We start from the raw sequence: 16,745 nt of genomic DNA, 5'->3' as shown, positions 1-16,745 counted from the left end.
GGACGGCATGTATTCCCATGCTAGACAACCACATGCCTTCCTCTTCGCACGCACCCGCCCCGCTCAAGACCATCGTGATCGTCGGGGGCGGCACCGCCGGCTGGATCGCCGGGGCGATGCTGGCCCGGTTCGTTCCGCGCACCACGCGGATCCGACTGGTGGAGTCGGACGCGATCGGCACGGTCGGAGTCGGCGAGGCGACCATTCCTCAGATCCGGTTGTTCACGGCCGCGCTGGGAATAGACGAAAACGCGATGCTCGCCGCGACGTAGGGGACGTTCAAGCTCGGGATCGAATTCGTCGACTGGTCCGAACCGGGTAGCCCCTACATGCACGCATTCGGTACCGTGGGGCGCGGTCTGGGCGTCGTTCCGTTCCATCATCACTGGCTGCGCGCACGGGCAGACGGGATCGCCGCGCCGCTCGGTGACTATGTCGCGACCGCGCAGGCAGCGGCCTATGCACGGTTCGATCGTCATCCCGAGATCGCCTATGCCTATCACTTCGATGCGACGCTGCTCGCGCGCTGGCTGCGACGGATCGCCGAGGCGAACGGCGTCGACCGTATCGAGGGAACGATCGTCGCCGCGCATCGCGACGGTGAGAGCGGCGACCTCGCCAGCGTAACGCTGGACGACGGCACGGCGATCTCGGGCGATTTCTTCCTCGACTGCTCGGGCTTCCGCTCGTTGTTGCTCGGCGATGCGCTGGACGTCGGGTTCGAGGGCTGGTCGCACTGGCTACCCTGCGACCGCGCGATCGCGGTGGCATGCGAGGCGACCGCGCCGCTGCTCCCCTACACGCGTGCAACCGCGCGTCCGGTAGGCTGGCAATGGCGGATCCCGCTGCAGCATCGCACCGGCAACGGCCTCGTCTATGCCGCGGCGGATCTTTCCGACGACGACGCGGCGGCACGGCTGCTTGCGGCGCTCGACGGCGAGGCGATCGGCGATCCGCGTCCGCTGCGGTTTGCGACCGGCAAGCGCGCGCGCTTCTGGGAACGCAACGTCGTCGCGCTGGGCCTGGCCTCGGGGTTCATGGAGCCGCTCGAATCCACCAGCATCCACATGGTCCAGTCGGCGGTCGCGCGGCTGCTGTCGCTGTTCCCGTCGTCCGGCGACACCACCGCTGTGCGCGCCGCCTACAACCGACAAACGCATCTCGAATACGACACGGTACGCGACTTTCTCATCCTGCACTATCACGCGAACCGTCGTCAGGAGCCGTTCTGGCAGCGGTGCCGCGAGATGGCGCTGCCGGATTCGCTCGCGGACAAGATCGCGCAGTTCCGCGCCGGCGCGATTTTGACCCATGAAGTGACGGACCTGTTCACCGAACCGGCATGGGTACAGGTGATGATCGGCCAGGGGATCGATCCCGCCACATGGTCGCCGCTCGCCGAGGGGCTGTCGCGCGCTCAGCTGGCGGCATTCCTCGCCGATATCCGCAATCGCCATGCCGCTACCGTGCGGACGCTTCCTGCGCACGCCGACACGATCGCGCGGCAGTGCGCTGCGCCGTTCTGACACGGCGCAACGACCACCGACATTAAACGAACATTAAGAACGCCCTACACGCGTTTCTTAAATTCGTAATCGGCGCGCCACGACTGCCGCCTATCGCGCCCTTCAAGGCAAAGGTGTCTGAAAAGGGAAATCTAGATGTTGAATGCAGCAAGCCTGCGCGTGCGGTTGCTGACCGGCGCCGCGCTGACCATGGCGATTGCGTCGCCTGCTCTTGCACAGGCTGATCCGGCGGTTGCCCAGGATACGACGGCAGTCGCCCCCGCGCCGGCGACACCCACCGATCAGGCAGCAGCGCCCGCCGCCGCCCCCGCCGACCAGACCGGTCTCGGCGAGATCGTCGTCACCGCGACCAAGCGCGAGACGAACCTGCAGAAGACGCCGATCGCGATCAACGTGCTCAGCAGCCAGGCGTTGACCGACCGTCACGTCCAGAGCCTGTATGATCTCGCCGATGGCGCAGTTCCCTCGTTGCGCGTCGCGACGTTCGAGGCGCGCCAGTCCGCGCTGACGATCGGCATCCGCGGCATCGTGCCGCTCGACGCGAACCAGCCCGCGCGTGAGCAGGGTGTCGGCATCTACATCGACGGCGTGTATCTCGGTCGCCAGCACGGCCTGAACGCCGCGCTGTTCGACGTCGACCGGATCGAGGTCCTCAAGGGCCCACAGGGCACGCTGTTCGGCCGCAACACCGAAGGCGGCGCGCTCAGCATCGTCACCAAGGGCCCGAGCGGCAAATGGGGCGGCAGCGCGACCGCGGGCATCGCGAACTATGGCGGCTATAATGGCGCGCTGCGCCTGGACCTTCCCGAGGTCTACGGCGTGTCGCTGAAACTCGACGGCGTCGTCCAGTATCAGGGCGCGACGACCAAGAACCCGCTCGCCGGCCAGACCGGCTTCAACTATTATGATCGCCGAGGCTTCAAGGCGACCGCGCGTGTCCACCCGATCTCCGGCATGACCGCCGACTTCAGCTACGACAATGGCTACGACTCCAACAGTCCCTTCTACAGCCAGTTGCTGAACTACAATCCGAACAACTGCCAGGCGGGCGCGCAGGCCGCGTCGTCCGCCTGCTCGCTGCCGGGCACGAACTACACGACGCTGACCGGGACGGTGAAGCCCCTCCCGAGCCAGGTCGTCGTCAACGGCAGCAGCCGCGCGAAGGTCGCCGATATCGGCGTGCCGCAGCAGCCGAGCATCGACAAGACGCACGGCTTCACCTCGAACATCCGTTGGGATGTCGCACCGGAGATCGAACTGCGCTCGATCACCGCATGGCGCGGCGTCAGCGCATCGCAGTGGGACAATAGCGGCGGCTATCACCGCGTCCCGGTCGTCTCCGCCGGTTGCACGGGCAGCGCCTGCAACTTCAGCCGCTACAGCCTCGCGAACCTGCATCAGAACCAGTTCAGCCAGGAATTCCAGGCGGTCGGCACCGTCGGCCAGATCGACTACGTCGCCGGCCTGTATTACTTTAATGAACACATCAGCGACGACGCGGCGACGCCGAACTCGCTAGCGTTCAATTCGACGCTGTCGACGATCACGGTGCTCGACCCGTGCATCGGTTCGGGCGGGTTCGGCTCGCAGGAGGGGTGCCGCTCGATCGATCGTGCGTCGGAAGTCTTCTCCAAGAGCTATGCAGGCTACGGACAGGTAACCTGGAACGCGACCGACGCGATCCATCTGACCGCGGGCGGCCGCTACACGCACGACGAAAAACAGGGCGTGCTGCATTATTCGCGCAACCTGAACTACGACACGGCGACCACGGCCCAACTGACCGCGGCCGGTTACAAGCCGCTCGACGCCAGCTGGAACCGCTTCAATCCGATGGCGACGCTCGCCTATGACGCCAGCGATACGGTCCACCTCTATGCGAAATACGCAACCGGCTACCGCGCCGGCGGTGCCAGCTCGCGCACGTCGAACTATCAGACGTTCAACCCCGAGGACGTGAAGTCGTACGAGATCGGCGCGAAGACCGATTTCTGGGATCACCGCGCACGCCTGAACCTCGCCGGTTACATCATGGACCGCAAGAACAGCCAGGTCGACATCAGCTCGATCCAGACGACGGCGACCGGCAGCTTCAATAACCTCGTGACAATCAATGCGCCCGGCATCACGAAGATCCGCGGGATCGAGGCGGATTTGACGGTGCAGCCGGTCACCGGCCTGACGCTGACCGCGGGCTATGCGTACACCTACACCAAGATTCCGCCGGTGCTGATCGCGTCGACCGGTGTCTACCAGAACTTCTACATCGTCTTCACGCCGCGCAACGCCGCCAACGGCGCGATCGACTACACGATGCCGGTCGGCGATCTGGACGTGAAGTTCCATCTCGACGGCAACTATTCGCAGGCCACGCAGACCTTCGATCAGTTCGCGACCAAGAACGATCCGGCGTTCATCGCCAACGCCCGCCTGGCGCTGGCCAACATCCAGGTCGGCGGCAGCAACGCGCTGACGATTTCCGCCTGGGTCCGCAACCTGTTCGACAAGCAGTATGTGTTCCGCCGCGATCCGTCGAACAGCCTGCCTGGCTCACCGACAACGAGCACGACGTCGGGCAGCATCAGCAACGTGCTGGGCGACTACGGCAATTTCAATGCGCCGCGGACGTATGGCATGGAGGCTTCGGTCAAGTTCTGATCCCCGCCCCCCGGGGGAGACGAAGGACCCGGGCAGGCGCCAAGCCTGTCCGGGTTTCGTCGTTTCAGCTCCTGGGAATCGTGATGACCACGCGCAATCCGGGGGCTGCGTCTTCGAGGACGATCGTACCGCGGTGAAGCCGGACGATGGCGTCGATCAGGGGCAGGCCCAGGCCATGGCCTTCGTCGTGCCGGCTGGCGTCGAGCCGTCCGAACCGCCGCAACGCCAGCTTGCGCTGGTCCGCCGGAATGCCGGGGCCCGTATCGGCTACGGTGAGAACAGCATCGGTGCCGGTCATCGTGACGCCGATCTCGATGCGGGTACGCGGCGGCGTGTGACGAAGCGCGTTCTCGATAAGGTTCACGAGCATCTGGCCCAGCAAGTGGCGATCGCCGACGATCCCCGCCGGGTCCGCAGAATGAAGAACCAGCGTTCGGTCACCATCGGCCACCACCGGCTGCATCATCGTCGCGATCTCGTCCGCCACCGCCGCCAGATCGAGCGCTGCGAACGCCGCGCGACGGTCGCCGCCCTCGACCTCGGCGATCCGCAGCATCGCCGCGAACATCTCGAGCAACTCGTCGCTCATTGCGATGGCCGCTTCGAGATCGTCGCGCTGCGCCTGCGTCTGCGCCCGGCGCAATGCCAGCGCAAGTTGGCCCCGCAGCCTGGCCAGCGGCGTGCGCAGGTCGTGCGCGATGTCGTTGGAGACATTGCTGATGCTGGCCATCAAGTCCGAGATGCGGTCGAGCATGCGGTTGAACGCCATCGCCTGTTGCGCGAACTCGCCGCCGGACGGGTGGATCGGCACACGCCGTGCCATGTCGCCGTCAATGATCGCCTCGACCGTCCGCCGCGTCTCGCCGATCCGCCGCCGGATCGTGACGACGAAGAACAACAAGCCGCCGACCACGATCAGCACGATCGAACCGAACCCGAGGAAGTAGATGCGGACGCGGGCAGCATTGTAATCGTCGAACGGCTCGGTCTCGGCGATCGTCGCCAGCGTCATGCCGCGCCCGACATCGCGGACCAAGGCGCGTCCTGCCGATAGACCCTCGATCCGATCCTTCAGGGCGACCGTCGAAAAGCCGATCGGCAGACGGCGCTTGAGAGCAATGTTCCCGCCCAACCGACGTCCGTCCGTGTCGAGCAGCAACAAGCCGATATCGCCGGTATCGCGTTGGCCGGTCGCTGCGTTTATCCGGCGAACGATCTCCTCCGGGCTGCGATCGCCGGATGTTCCCGCGACCTCGTCACTGACTACCTCGATACGACGATCGACCAGGCGTTCGATCGTCTGCTGTGTTGCCGTGTGGATGGCGATCCCGGTGCCGATCGTCGCGATGAGGAAGGCGATGAGGAACGCCAGCGTCAACGCGCGCAACGACCGGAACGGCATCAGCCGCGCAACAGATAGCCGACGCCGCGGACCGTCAGGATCGGATCCTCGCCGCCCGCGGCCGTCAGCTTCACGCGCAGATGCCGGACATAGACGTCGACGATGTTGGTGGTCGGCGCGAAATCATACCCCCAGACGCGCTCGACGAGCATTGCCCGGGTCAGCACCGCATCGGCGTTGGCGACGAACTCGCTGAGCAGCTTGAATTCCAGCCGGCCGAGGTCGAGCGCGATGCCGTCGCGCCATGCGCGGAACTTGGTCGGGCTGACGGTGATGTCGCCGGCGCGGATCGTGTCGGCGCTGCCTCCGGTCCATCCGCGCCCGCGCACGACGGCGCCAAGCCGCGCGTCGAGTTCGGCCGCGTCGATCGGCTTGACGACGTAATCGTCCGCCCCCGCCTGCAATCCCTCGACCTTTTCAACCGAGCGGCCGAGCGCAGTGAGCATAATCACCGGCAACGTGATGTTGCCGCCGCGCAACCGTTCGAGCACCGATATGCCATCGACCTTGGGCAGCATCCGGTCGAGCACCACCGCGTCGAACGGTTCGCTGTCGACCGCCGCCAGCGCATCACGACCGTTCGGCGCCACGGTGATGCGGTGGCCGAAGCCGCGCAACTCCTCCGCCATGCCTCGTGCGAACACGGCATCGTCCTCGACCAGCAGCACGTTCAGGCTCATCGTCATCTCGCCGAAAAGGGTCTCTGCCGTACCGCGATTCGCCTGCCACGCAAAGTCGCCCGTCTATTCCGGCAGCAGCAGCGTGCTTCCCCAGGTGTCGCCGCTCTCGACCGCGCGGTGTGCGTCGGCAGCGTCTTCGAGGGCAAAGGTCTGCCCGATCTCAGGCATGATCGCGCCGCTGTCGAGCATCGCGAACAGCCGTGCGATACCGGCCTGCTTTTCTTCGGGCATAACGTAGTAATCGAACAGCGTCGGCCGCGTCACGAACAGCGAGCCTTTGCGCGCGAGAATGCCCAGGTTGACGCAGTCGACCACCCCGCCCGCATTGCCGTAGCTGACGATCAGACCGCGCCGCGCCGCACTGTCGAGCGATGCCGCCCACGTCGCGCCGCCGACGCCATCGAGGACCACGGGAACGCCCCTGCCGTCGGTGATCTCGCGAACCCGCGCGGCGATGTCCTCGGACGTGTGGACGATGACATGATCGGCGCCGGCCTTGCGCGTCCGCTCCGCCTTGTCCTGGCTGCCGACGCTGGCGATGACGGTCGCGCCGATCGCCTTCAGCCAGCCGACGAGAATGTGGCCGACGCCGCCCGCTGCCGCGTGGACGAGCACGGTCTGGCCAGCCTGCACCTTGGCGCAGCGCTCGATCAGGAACTCGGCGGTGCAGCCTTTGAGCAGCATCGCCGCCGCGGTGCGGTCGTCCAGTTTGTCCGGCAGCTTGAAGAGATCCTTGGCGGGGACGTTACGCTCGGTCGCATAGGCGCCACGCGACGGGCCGAAGGTGCCGACACGGTCGCCGGGCGCGAACCCGGTGACACCTTCGCCGACCGCCATCACAACGCCCGCGGCCTCGCTACCCAGTCCCGAGGGCAGGTCGACGGGGTACACGCCGCTGCGGTGATAGGTGTCGATGTAGTTCAGCCCGACCGCGGTGTTGCGCATCCAGACTTCGCCTTTGCCAGGCGGTGGCAGTTCGACGTCGTGCCACTGGATGACCTCGGGGCCGCCGGTCTTCTCGATGAATGCCACTCTCGCCATGCCGGCCTCCTGATGAATTTCGGGCCACCCTACCCGACGCGTTTCGGGTTGCAACCGATCGGCGGCGAGCCCATTCCTTCGCCCGATAAATCGTAGCAACACGATGGGGAGAGGCATGATGAAAAGCTATCTGAAGCAGTATATCGACGGCGCGTGGGTCGATAGCGAGGGCGGCACCGTCTATCAGGTGATCGACCCGTCGACCGAGCAACCCTGCACCGAGATCACGCTCGGCACCGCCGCCGACGTCGACAAGGCGGTGGCCGCGGCACGCTCCGCGTTCGAGAGCTGGAGCCAGACGAGCGTGCAGGAGCGGCTCGATGTGCTCGGCCGGATCATGACCGAATATAAGGCGCGGATGCCCGACCTGGCGAAGGCGATGTCGCAGGAGATGGGCGCACCGATGGCGCTCGCCTCGATGGCACAGGCACCCACGGGCCTCGCGCATTTCTCGGCGACCGCCAAGGCGCTGGCGGCGTTCGAGTTCTCGGAAGTCATCGGCAAGGCGACCGTCGTGCACGAGCCGCTCGGCGTTGTCGCGATGATCACGCCGTGGAACTGGCCGCTGAACCAGATCTGCGCGAAGGTCGCTCCCGCGATCGCCGCGGGCGACACGATGATCCTGAAACCGTCCGAGGAAGCGCCGTCCTGCGCGGTGATCCTGGCGGAGATCATGGATGCGGCAGGCGTGCCGGCGGGCGTCTTCAACCTCGTCAACGGCGACGGGCCCGGCGTCGGCGCGGCACTCTGCGCGCATCGCGACGTCGACATGGTCAGCTTCACCGGCTCGACGCGGGCGGGCATCGCGGTCGCGCTGGCGGCAGCACCGACGGTCAAGCGCGTGCATCAGGAGCTTGGCGGAAAGGCGGCGAACCTCGTGCTGGAGGGATCCGATCTCGCCACCGTGCTGCCGCCGACGGTGGCGGGCGTGCTCGCCAATTCGGGGCAGAGCTGCATCGCGCCGACGCGGCTGCTGGTGCATGCGAGCCAGGTGGCCGAGGCGACCGCGATCGTGAAGTCGATGATGGAGCAGACCAAGGTCGGAGACCCCGCAGAGATGGGCCAGCATATCGGCCCGGTCGTCAACAAGGCGCAGTTCGACAAGATCCAGGGCCTGATCCAGTCGGCGATCGACGAAGGCGCGACGCTGGTGACGGGTGGCGTCGGGCGGCCGGACGGACGCAACGCGGGATATTATATCCAGCCGACGCTGTTCACCGACGTACGTCCCGACATGCGGATCGCCCAGGAGGAGACGTTCGGCCCGGTCGCGACGATCACGTCGTACGCCGATCAGAACGAGGGCATCCGCATCGCCAACGCGACCGAATACGGGCTGTCGGCGACGATCTCGGGCGATCCAGCGGCGGCGGCGAAGGTCGCGCCGAAATTACGCGCGGGGCTGGTGACGATAAACTCGTGGAGCCCGGACATCGGCGCGCCGTTCGGGGGGTATAAGCAGTCGGGTAACGGTCGCGAGAACGGCCGCTATGGCCTCACCGACTTCATGGAGGTGAAGACGATAACTGGCCTGCCGGGCGACGTTCGTGAAGGAAAGCCGGCGGAAGCTGGCGCCTAACGCCTGAAATCACCCGTCACCCTGACTTTCGTCAGGATGACGGGTGACTCAATGCACCGGCCAGACCGCGACGATCAGGGGGGTTCCAACCAGTAGCACGAGCAGCGACAGCGGTGCCCCCAGACGCGCGTAATCGCCGAACCTGTACCCGCCCGGACCCATCACCAGCGTGTTGCACTGGTGCCCGATCGGGGTCAGGAAATCGCACCCCGCGCCGACCGCGGTCGCCATCAGGAACGCCTCGGGCCGAAACCCGAGATCGCCGGCAAAGGTCGCGGCGATCGGTGCCATCACCAGCACCGTCGCGGCATTGTTGAGGAACGGCGTCACCGCCATTGCCGCCGCCAGGATCAGCGCGACCGCGCCCCAAGGCGGCAACGTCGCCGCGGTCGACGACAGCCACGTCGCGATCACCTCAGATGCGCCGGTCGTACGCAGCGAATCGCTGACCGGAATCAGCGCGCCGAGCATGATCAGGATCGGCCATTCGACATGATCATACGCCTCGCGCACCGGCAACACGCCGGTCGCCATGATCAGGCCCGCCGCCGCGAAGAACGCGACCGCCACCGGCACGTACCCCATCGCCGTCGCGCTCATCGCCACCGCGAGGATGGCGATCGGCAGCCACGTCCGCTTCGACAGGCCGAGCCGCAATTCGCGCTGCGCCAGCGGAAGGCACCCGAGATCGCGGAGCTTGCTCGGCAGTTGCTCGAGCGGCCCCTGCAACACCAGCACGTCGCCGGCGCGCAATTCGGTGTTGGCGAGGCGACGCGACAGATGCTCGCCCTGTCGCGAGATCGCGATCAGGTTGACACCGTAGCGCGCCTGCAACGCCAACCGCGCGGCGGTGCGCCCGACGAGTTGCGAGCCGACGTTGATCACCGCCTCGATCACGCCGACCTCGTCGTCGTCCGCCTCATCGGCCTTTTCGCGATCCTCGCCTTCCAGCTTCAGCCGGTCGCGTGCGATGACGCGTTCGAGCGCATCGGGATCGCCGCCGAGGATCAGCGTGTCGCCGGCGCGCAAATGCGTATTTTCGTGCGGCGCGCTGCGCATCCCGGCGCGCAGGATGCGGGTGATCGTCACCTCGTGGTCGTGGCGGTCGAGAAACGCATCGACCGTCTCGTCGACCGCGGGCGATGCGTCGGGGATCATCGCCTCGGTCACATAGCCCTTGATGTCGAGCGCCTCGCCCATCGTCGGCGCCGCACGCCGATCGCGCGGCAGCAGCCGATACGCGAACCGCAGGTAGACCAGCCCCATCAGCGTCAGGCCCAGCCCGACCGGCGCATAGTCGAACATGCCGAACGGCTGCCCGGTCATCTGTTCGCGCACGCGGCTGACGATGATGTTCGGCGACGTCCCGACCAACGTGATCAGCCCGCCGAGCAGCGACGCCGACGCCATCGGCATCAGGAATACCGAAGGCGACGTGTCGTTCTTCTTCGCCATCTGGAACGCGGCCGGCATCAGCATTGCCAGTGCGCCGATATTCTTGACCAGCGCGGAGGCGAACCCGACCGACGCGGTCAGTACGAGCAGTTGCGAGCGGACACGCGTCACCCGCTTGGCAATCTTGGCGAGCGCGAGTTCGATCACGCCGGAGCGTTGCACCGCCGCCGAGATCACCAGCGCCGAGCCGACGATGATGACGATGTCGTCCGAGAAGCCCTTGAACGCGTCCTTCGGGCTGACGATCCCGACCGCAATGCTGGCGAGCAAGGCCAGGATCGCGGTGACGTCGTACCGGAACCGACCCCAGATGAAGAGCGCCATCATGCCGATCAGCGTGGCGATCGAAAGATACTGGGGAAGGGTCATCGGGTCTCCGCGGATTGACCTGATGTAAGCGCGGGCTCGCGGCGGATGTTCCGCTCGCGCGCCCGCACCTTAGTCCAGGTTAGGACGAAGCCAGCGCTCTGCGGTCTTGAGGTCTGCGCCGCGTCGCACGGCATAGTCCTCGAGCTGGTCGCGACCGACGCGCGCGACGCCGAAATACTCGGCCTGCGGGTGGCCGAAATAGAAACCCGAGACGGCCGCGGTCGGGAACATCGCGAAGCTCTCGGTCAGTTCCAGCCCGGTCGCGGTCTCCGCGTCGAGCAGGTCGAACAGGATCGGCTTCAGGCTGTGGTCCGGGCAGGCGGGATAGCCCGGCGCCGGGCGGATGCCGCGATACTGTTCCTTGATCAGCGCGTCGTTGGTCAGCTGTTCCTCGGGCGCATAGCCCCACAGTTCCTGGCGGACATGCTTGTGGAGCCGTTCGGCGAACGCTTCGGCGAACCGGTCGGCCAGCGCCTTCAGCAGGATGTCGTTGTAGTCGTCATGCCCAGCCTTGAAGCGCGCGATGTGGTCGTCGATCCCGTGGATGCCGACCGCGAACCCCCCGAACCAGTCGTCTTGCGTGTCGACGAAATCAGCGAGGCACATGTTGGCGCGGCCTTCGCGCTTGGCGATCTGCTGGCGGAGCATGGGGAGCCTTACTTCTTCCCCCCCGCCCGCTTGCGGGAGGGGGTTTGGGGGTGGGCTCGCGCCATCCGCAGGCGTGCCGGTCGAGGAGAGCGCGAGCCCACCCCCGGCCCCTCCCGCTTGCGGGAGGGGGGAAGCGAGAACGACGACATCATCGCCTTCGCGGCGCGCCGGCCACAGTCCGACCACACCGCGCGGCGTCAGCCATTTCTCCGCGACGATCGTGTCGAGCATCGCCTGGGCATCCGCGTACAGCGCACTCGCGCTTTCGCCGACGACCTCGTCGGTCAGGATCGCCGGGAAGTTGCCCGCCAGTTCCCAGGCGCGGAAGAACGGCGTCCAGTCGATATACTCGCGAAGGTCGGTCAGGTCCCAGTCCGCGAACACGTGCACGCCGGGCTTCACCGGCGCTGGCGGCTTCATCGCGAAGTCTGCCACGAACCCGCGCTCCCGTGCCGTCGCCAGCGGCAAAAGCTCGCTCTGCCCCTTGTTGGCGCGCGAGATCCGCACCGCTTCGTACTCGTCCGCCGTCTTCGTCACGAAGTCGTCGCGGATCGTGTCGCTGACGAGCGTCGACGCGACACCCACCGCGCGACTGGCGTCGAGCACATGCACCACCGGCCCGTCATACGCCGGCGCGATTCGGAGCGCCGTATGCACCTTCGAGGTCGTCGCGCCGCCGATCAGCAGCGGCATCGTCATCCCCGCGCGCTTCATCTCCTCGGCGACCGTCACCATCTCGTCGAGCGACGGCGTGATCAGCCCGCTAAGCCCGATCATGTCCGCGTCGTTCTCGTTCGCGGCTTCGAGGATCTTCGACCACGGCACCATGACGCCGAGATCGACCACATCGAAGCCGTTGCACTGCAGCACCACGCCGACGATGTTCTTGCCGATGTCATGGACGTCACCCTTGACGGTCGCCATGATGATCTTGCCCTTGCCGCGCGCGCCGGGCTCCTTGGCCGCCTCGATATACGGCAGCAGATGGGCGACCGCCTTTTTCATCACGCGCGCCGACTTGACGACCTGCGGGAGGAACATCTTGCCGCTGCCGAACAGGTCGCCGACCACGTTCATGCCGTCCATCAGCGGGCCCTCGATCACCTCGATCGGGCGTCCGCCATTGCCGGCGATGATAAGCCGCGCTTCCTCGGTATCCTCGACGACGTGGAGATCGATGCCCTTGACCAGCGCATATTCGAGCCGCTTGTTGACGCCGAGCGAACGCCATTCCGCCGCCGCCTTCTCCGCCACCACGTCGGTGCCGCGATAGCGTTCGGCGAGCGCGACGAGGCGGTCGCCAGCTTCCGGGTCCTTGTTGAGCACGACGTCCTCGACCGCCTGGCGCAGTTCGGGATCGATGTCGTCGTAGATGTCGAGCTGGCCGGCGTTGACGATCGCCATGTCCATGCCCGCGGGGATCGCATAATACAGGAACACGCTGTGCATCGCGCGACGAACCGGCTCGTTGCCGCGGAACGAGAAGCTGAAGTTCGAGAGCCCGCCCGAGATATGGACGTGCGGACAGCGCGTCTTGATCTCCTTGCACGCCTCGATGAAGTCGATGCCGTAATTGTTATGCTCCTCGATCCCCGTCGCAACCGCGAACACGTTGGGATCGAAGATAATGTCCTCGGGCGGGAAGCCGATGCCGACGAGCAGTTTGTAGGCGCGCTCGCAGATCTCGACCTTCCGGTCCTTGGTGTCGGCCTGCCCGACCTCGTCGAACGCCATCACGACGACGGCAGCGCCGTACGCCATGCACTTCTTGGCCTGCGCCAGGAACTGCTCCTCGCCCTCCTTCATGCTGATCGAATTGACGATCGGCTTGCCCGAGACGCACTTCAGCCCTGCCTCGATCACGCTCCATTTCGAGCTGTCGACCATGAACGGGATGCGCGCGATGTCGGGTTCGGCGGCAATCAGTTTCAGGAACGTCGTCATCGCGTGATGCGCGTCGAGCAGCCCCTCGTCCATGTTGACGTCGAGCACCTGCGCGCCGCTTTCGACTTGCTGGCGCGCAACCTCGACCGCGGCGGGATAGTCGCCGGCCATGATCAGCTTCTTGAAGCGCGCCGAGCCGGTGACGTTGGTGCGTTCGCCGATGTTGACGAAAGAGGTGGAGGAGGTGGTGGTCATCTGTCTGGTTCTTCTAGCTCCCTCTCCCCTCCGGGGAGAGGGTTGGGGTGAGGGGTAGTTGGGGAGGGTAGCGTTTGCGGCGCCCCTCACCCCGGCCCTCTCCCCGACGGGGAGAGGGAGCGGTGGCCTAAGCCGCCATCGTGAATGGTTCGAGGCCGGCGAGCTTGGTCCGCACTTCCGGCCGCGCAACCGCGCGCGGTTCGAGCCCGCGCACACCGTCCGCCATCGCCTTAATATGCGCCGGCGTCGACCCGCAGCAGCCACCGAGCACGTTGACCTGCTTGGCCACCGCCCACTCGCCGACCAACCCGGCCGTCGTCTCGGGCATCTCGTCATATTCACCGAGTTCGTTGGGAAGCCCGGCGTTCGGATAGATCATGATCAGCGTATCGGCGATCGCCGACAGCGTCTTCACATGCGGCCGCAGCTGCTCCGCGCCGAACGAGCAGTTCAGCCCGATCGTGATCGGCTTCGCATGCCGGACCGCGTGCCAGAACGCCTCGACCGTATGCCCCGACAGGTTGCGCCCGCTAAGGTCGGTCAGCGTCATCGACAGCATGATCGGCACGTCTCGGCCCAGTTCATCGCCCGCCTCGATCGCGGCCATGATCCCGGCCTTGGCGTTCAGCGTATCGAACACCGTCTCGATCAGGATGAAGTCGACGCCGACCCCCTCGCCGCCCTCCAGCAGCGCGTCGATCTGTTCGCGGTACACGCCCTTGAGGTAATCGAAGTCGATCTCGCGGTAGCCGGGATCGTTGACGTCGGGCGACAGCGACAACGTCTTGTTGGTCGGCCCGATCGCACCGGCGACGAAGCGAGGACGGCCGTCCTTGGCTTCGTATTCGGTCACGAGACGCCGTGCGATCTTGGCGGACTCGACGTTGATCTCGCGCACCAGATGCTCGGCACCGTAGTCCGCCTGAGAGATCACGTTCGCGCTGAACGTGTTGGTCGACACGATGTCCGAGCCGGCATCGAGATACTCGCGGGTGATCGTCTCGGGCACTTCCGGCTTGGTGATCGCCAGGATGTCGTTGTTACCCTTCTGATCGTGGGTGAGCGTCAGGTCGCCCGCATAGGCCGCCTCGTCGAGCTCCCAGTTCTGGATCTCGGTCCCGAATGCGCCATCGGTGATCAGGATGCGCTTGGCAGCTTCCGCGTTGAAACGTTCACGTACATTCATCGTTTTCACTCCCCCCTCCCGCAAGCGGGAGGGGCTGGGGGTGGGCGCCCGCTATCCTCGGGCGGTAACGTTGGAGGCGAGCGCGAGCCCACCCCCGGCCCCTCCCGCGCGCGGGAGGGGAGAAGAATTACGCCGCAGCGACCTTCTCGCTCGGCTTCGCACGTACACCCAGCATGTGGCAGATCGCATACGCCAGCTCCGCACGGTTGAGCGTGTAGAAGTGGAAATCCTTCACGCCGCCCGCATACAGCCGCCGGCACATCTCCGCCGCGATCGTCGCCGCGACCAGTTGCCGCGCGGCGGGGTGATCGTCGAGCCCCTCGAACAGCCGGTCCATCCACGCCGGAATCTCCGCACCGCACAACCCCGCGAATTTCCGGGTCTGCGCGACGTTCGACACCGGCAGGATTCCCGGCAGGATCTGCGCCGTGATCCCCGCCGCCGCGACCCGGTCGCGAAACCGGAAATACGCCTCGGGCGAGAAGAAGAACTGCGTGATCGCGCGGGTCGCACCGGCGTCGATCTTGCGCTTCAGATTGTCAATATCCGCGTCATGCCCGCCCGATTCCGGATGGCATTCGGGATACGCCGCGACCGAAATCTCGAACGGGTGCAGCTTCCGCAGACCCGCCACCAACGCCGCCGCATTCTCATATCCGCCCGGATGCGCCTGATAGGGCTGGCCCAAGGTCGGCATGTCGCCACGCAGCGCGACGATGTGACGCACGCCTGCCGCCCAATATTCCTCGGCGACCTGATCGATCTCCGCCTTGGTCGCCTCGACACAGGTCAGGTGCGCGGCCGCGTTCATCGACGTCTCGCGTTGGATTCGCGCGACCGTCGCATGCGTCCGCTCGCGCGTGGACCCGCCCGCGCCATAGGTCACCGATACGAAGTCAGGGCCGAGCGGCTCCAGCGAACGGATCGCCTCCCAAAGCTGCGTCTCCATCTTCTCGGTCTTCGGTGGGAAGAATTCGAAGCTGATACCGACATCGCCGGCAAGATCCGCAAACAACGGTTCTTCGAGCGCGCGGCGCGCTTCTGCCAATTGGGGGATCGAAATGTTCGTCATGCCGCCTTCACCTCACGCAAGCTCGCGCCGATCTTCCGGCCGAGCCACAATTTCACCGTCAATTCACCGCCCTCGAGCGTCTCGATCCGCGCCGTCTGCAGACCCGCCGCCTCGAACCATGCCGCCATCTGCTCGTCCGCGAACCCGAGGCGCGTGTGCGCGTCGCGCACCCGCAGGTCCTCTCGGTCGTGGCTGGCGAAATCGGCGATCAGCAACCGGCCGGCCGGCGCAAGGACACGCGCGGCCTCGCTCACCGCGGCGCCGGGTTGCTGCGCGAAATGCAGGACATGGTGCAGGATCGCGACGTCCGCCGCAGCATCCGCCATCGGCAGCGCGTATAGGTCCGCCTGGCGCAGCTCGGCATGGGTCATGTCGTGCAACTTAGCCCGCGCCAGACGCAGCATCTCCGAACTCCGATCGATCCCGAGAGCCACGGTGGCCTGTCCGCCGAACAGCTCAAGCATCCGCCCGGTGCCCGTGCCGATATCGATCAACGTGCCCACCGGCGCGTCGCCGAGCACTGCTGCCATAGCCGCCTCGACCTCGCTGTCGGCGACATGCAGCGACCGGATGGCGTCCCACTCATCGGCATGCCCTTCGAACCAGGCCGCCGCACTCGCCGCACGGTCCGCGCGCACTGCCGCAAGCCGCGCCGCATCCGCCACCGCCCAATGATCCGGCTCGGCCTTCGCCCAGGCGTCGAGCGCGCCCGCGACCGGCTCGACCACGTCCGGCGCACCCAGTGCGACGAACACCCAGCTCCCCTCCTTGCGACGCTCGGCAAGCCCGGCATCGCAGAGGATCTTCACATGGCGGGAGACGCGGGGCTGGCTCTGCCCGAGCACCTGCGCGAGTTCGCCGACCGACAGCTCCATCCGCCGCAGCAGCGCTAGGATCCGCAACCGAGTCGCGTCCGCCAATGCACGGAAGATTTCGAGCGCCATCGTCATGACTCATCATATAAAGAAATCTTTATATGAGGTCAACGCG

At 66.2% G+C, this 16,745-nt stretch carries 10 protein-coding genes and 1 pseudogene; 3 read left to right on the top strand and 8 right to left on the bottom strand.

The window, feature by feature from the left end:
- Window positions 1–17 precede the first annotated feature (17 nt).
- Both U1707_RS16445 and U1707_RS16440 read left to right on the top strand, forming a co-directional pair.
- Window positions 18–1,526: pseudogene (locus U1707_RS16445) on the top strand (tryptophan halogenase family protein).
- 135 nt (window positions 1,527–1,661) lie between these two features.
- Window positions 1,662–4,184 carry a TonB-dependent receptor gene (locus U1707_RS16440; protein WP_332801141.1) on the top strand — a complete coding sequence of 841 codons (2,523 nt, stop codon included), beginning with the start codon at window positions 1,662–1,664 and terminating at the stop codon, window positions 4,182–4,184.
- Window positions 4,185–4,248: 64 nt separating this feature from the next.
- On the opposite strand, the gene U1707_RS16435 is transcribed toward U1707_RS16440, so the two are convergent.
- From U1707_RS16435 to U1707_RS16425, 3 genes are all read right to left on the bottom strand, one after another.
- A complete protein-coding gene (locus tag U1707_RS16435; protein ID WP_332801140.1) occupies window positions 4,249–5,586 on the bottom strand; it encodes a sensor histidine kinase in 1,338 nt (445 codons plus the stop codon).
- Window positions 5,586–6,266 (bottom strand): response regulator transcription factor, encoded by a 681-nt coding sequence (locus U1707_RS16430; protein ID WP_332801139.1) that lies wholly within the window; start codon window positions 6,264–6,266, stop codon window positions 5,586–5,588. The genes U1707_RS16435 and U1707_RS16430 overlap by 1 nt, the downstream gene beginning before the upstream one ends.
- A gap of 63 nt (window positions 6,267–6,329) precedes the next feature.
- Window positions 6,330–7,307, bottom strand: a complete 978-nt coding sequence (locus U1707_RS16425; RefSeq protein ID WP_332801138.1) for a quinone oxidoreductase family protein — start codon at window positions 7,305–7,307, stop codon at window positions 6,330–6,332.
- A 118-nt stretch (window positions 7,308–7,425) separates the two neighbouring features.
- On the opposite strand from U1707_RS16425, the gene U1707_RS16420 reads away from it, so the two are divergent.
- Entirely contained in the window at window positions 7,426–8,886 is a 1,461-nt protein-coding gene (locus tag U1707_RS16420; protein ID WP_332801243.1) for an aldehyde dehydrogenase family protein, read from the top strand.
- Window positions 8,887–8,934: 48 nt separating this feature from the next.
- On the opposite strand, the gene U1707_RS16415 is transcribed toward U1707_RS16420, so the two are convergent.
- The 5 genes from U1707_RS16415 to U1707_RS16395 all read right to left on the bottom strand — a co-directional run bounded on the left by U1707_RS16415 (window position 8,935) and on the right by U1707_RS16395 (window position 16,705).
- Window positions 8,935–10,710: an SLC13 family permease gene (locus U1707_RS16415; protein ID WP_332801137.1), complete on the bottom strand. Its 1,776-nt coding sequence runs from the start codon at window positions 10,708–10,710 to the stop codon at window positions 8,935–8,937.
- 69 nt (window positions 10,711–10,779) lie between these two features.
- Window positions 10,780–13,497, bottom strand: a complete 2,718-nt coding sequence (gene metH, locus U1707_RS16410; RefSeq protein ID WP_332801136.1) for a methionine synthase — start codon at window positions 13,495–13,497, stop codon at window positions 10,780–10,782.
- 127 nt (window positions 13,498–13,624) lie between these two features.
- A complete protein-coding gene (locus tag U1707_RS16405) occupies window positions 13,625–14,683 on the bottom strand; it encodes a homocysteine S-methyltransferase family protein (RefSeq protein ID WP_332801135.1) in 1,059 nt (352 codons plus the stop codon).
- Window positions 14,684–14,810: 127 nt separating this feature from the next.
- A complete protein-coding gene (metF, locus tag U1707_RS16400) occupies window positions 14,811–15,755 on the bottom strand; it encodes a methylenetetrahydrofolate reductase (RefSeq protein WP_332801134.1) in 945 nt (314 codons plus the stop codon).
- Entirely contained in the window at window positions 15,752–16,705 is a 954-nt protein-coding gene (locus U1707_RS16395; protein ID WP_332801133.1) for an ArsR/SmtB family transcription factor, read from the bottom strand. Before U1707_RS16395 ends, metF begins: the two co-directional genes overlap by 4 nt.
- Between the last annotated feature and the right edge of the window lie 40 nt (window positions 16,706–16,745).

Source organism: Sphingomonas sandaracina, assembly GCF_036663695.1.
In the GTDB taxonomy this organism is placed as follows: domain Bacteria; phylum Pseudomonadota; class Alphaproteobacteria; order Sphingomonadales; family Sphingomonadaceae; genus Sphingomonas.
Note: the sequence above shows the minus strand (reverse complement) of the source record. Positions and strands in the feature narration are given on the sequence as shown.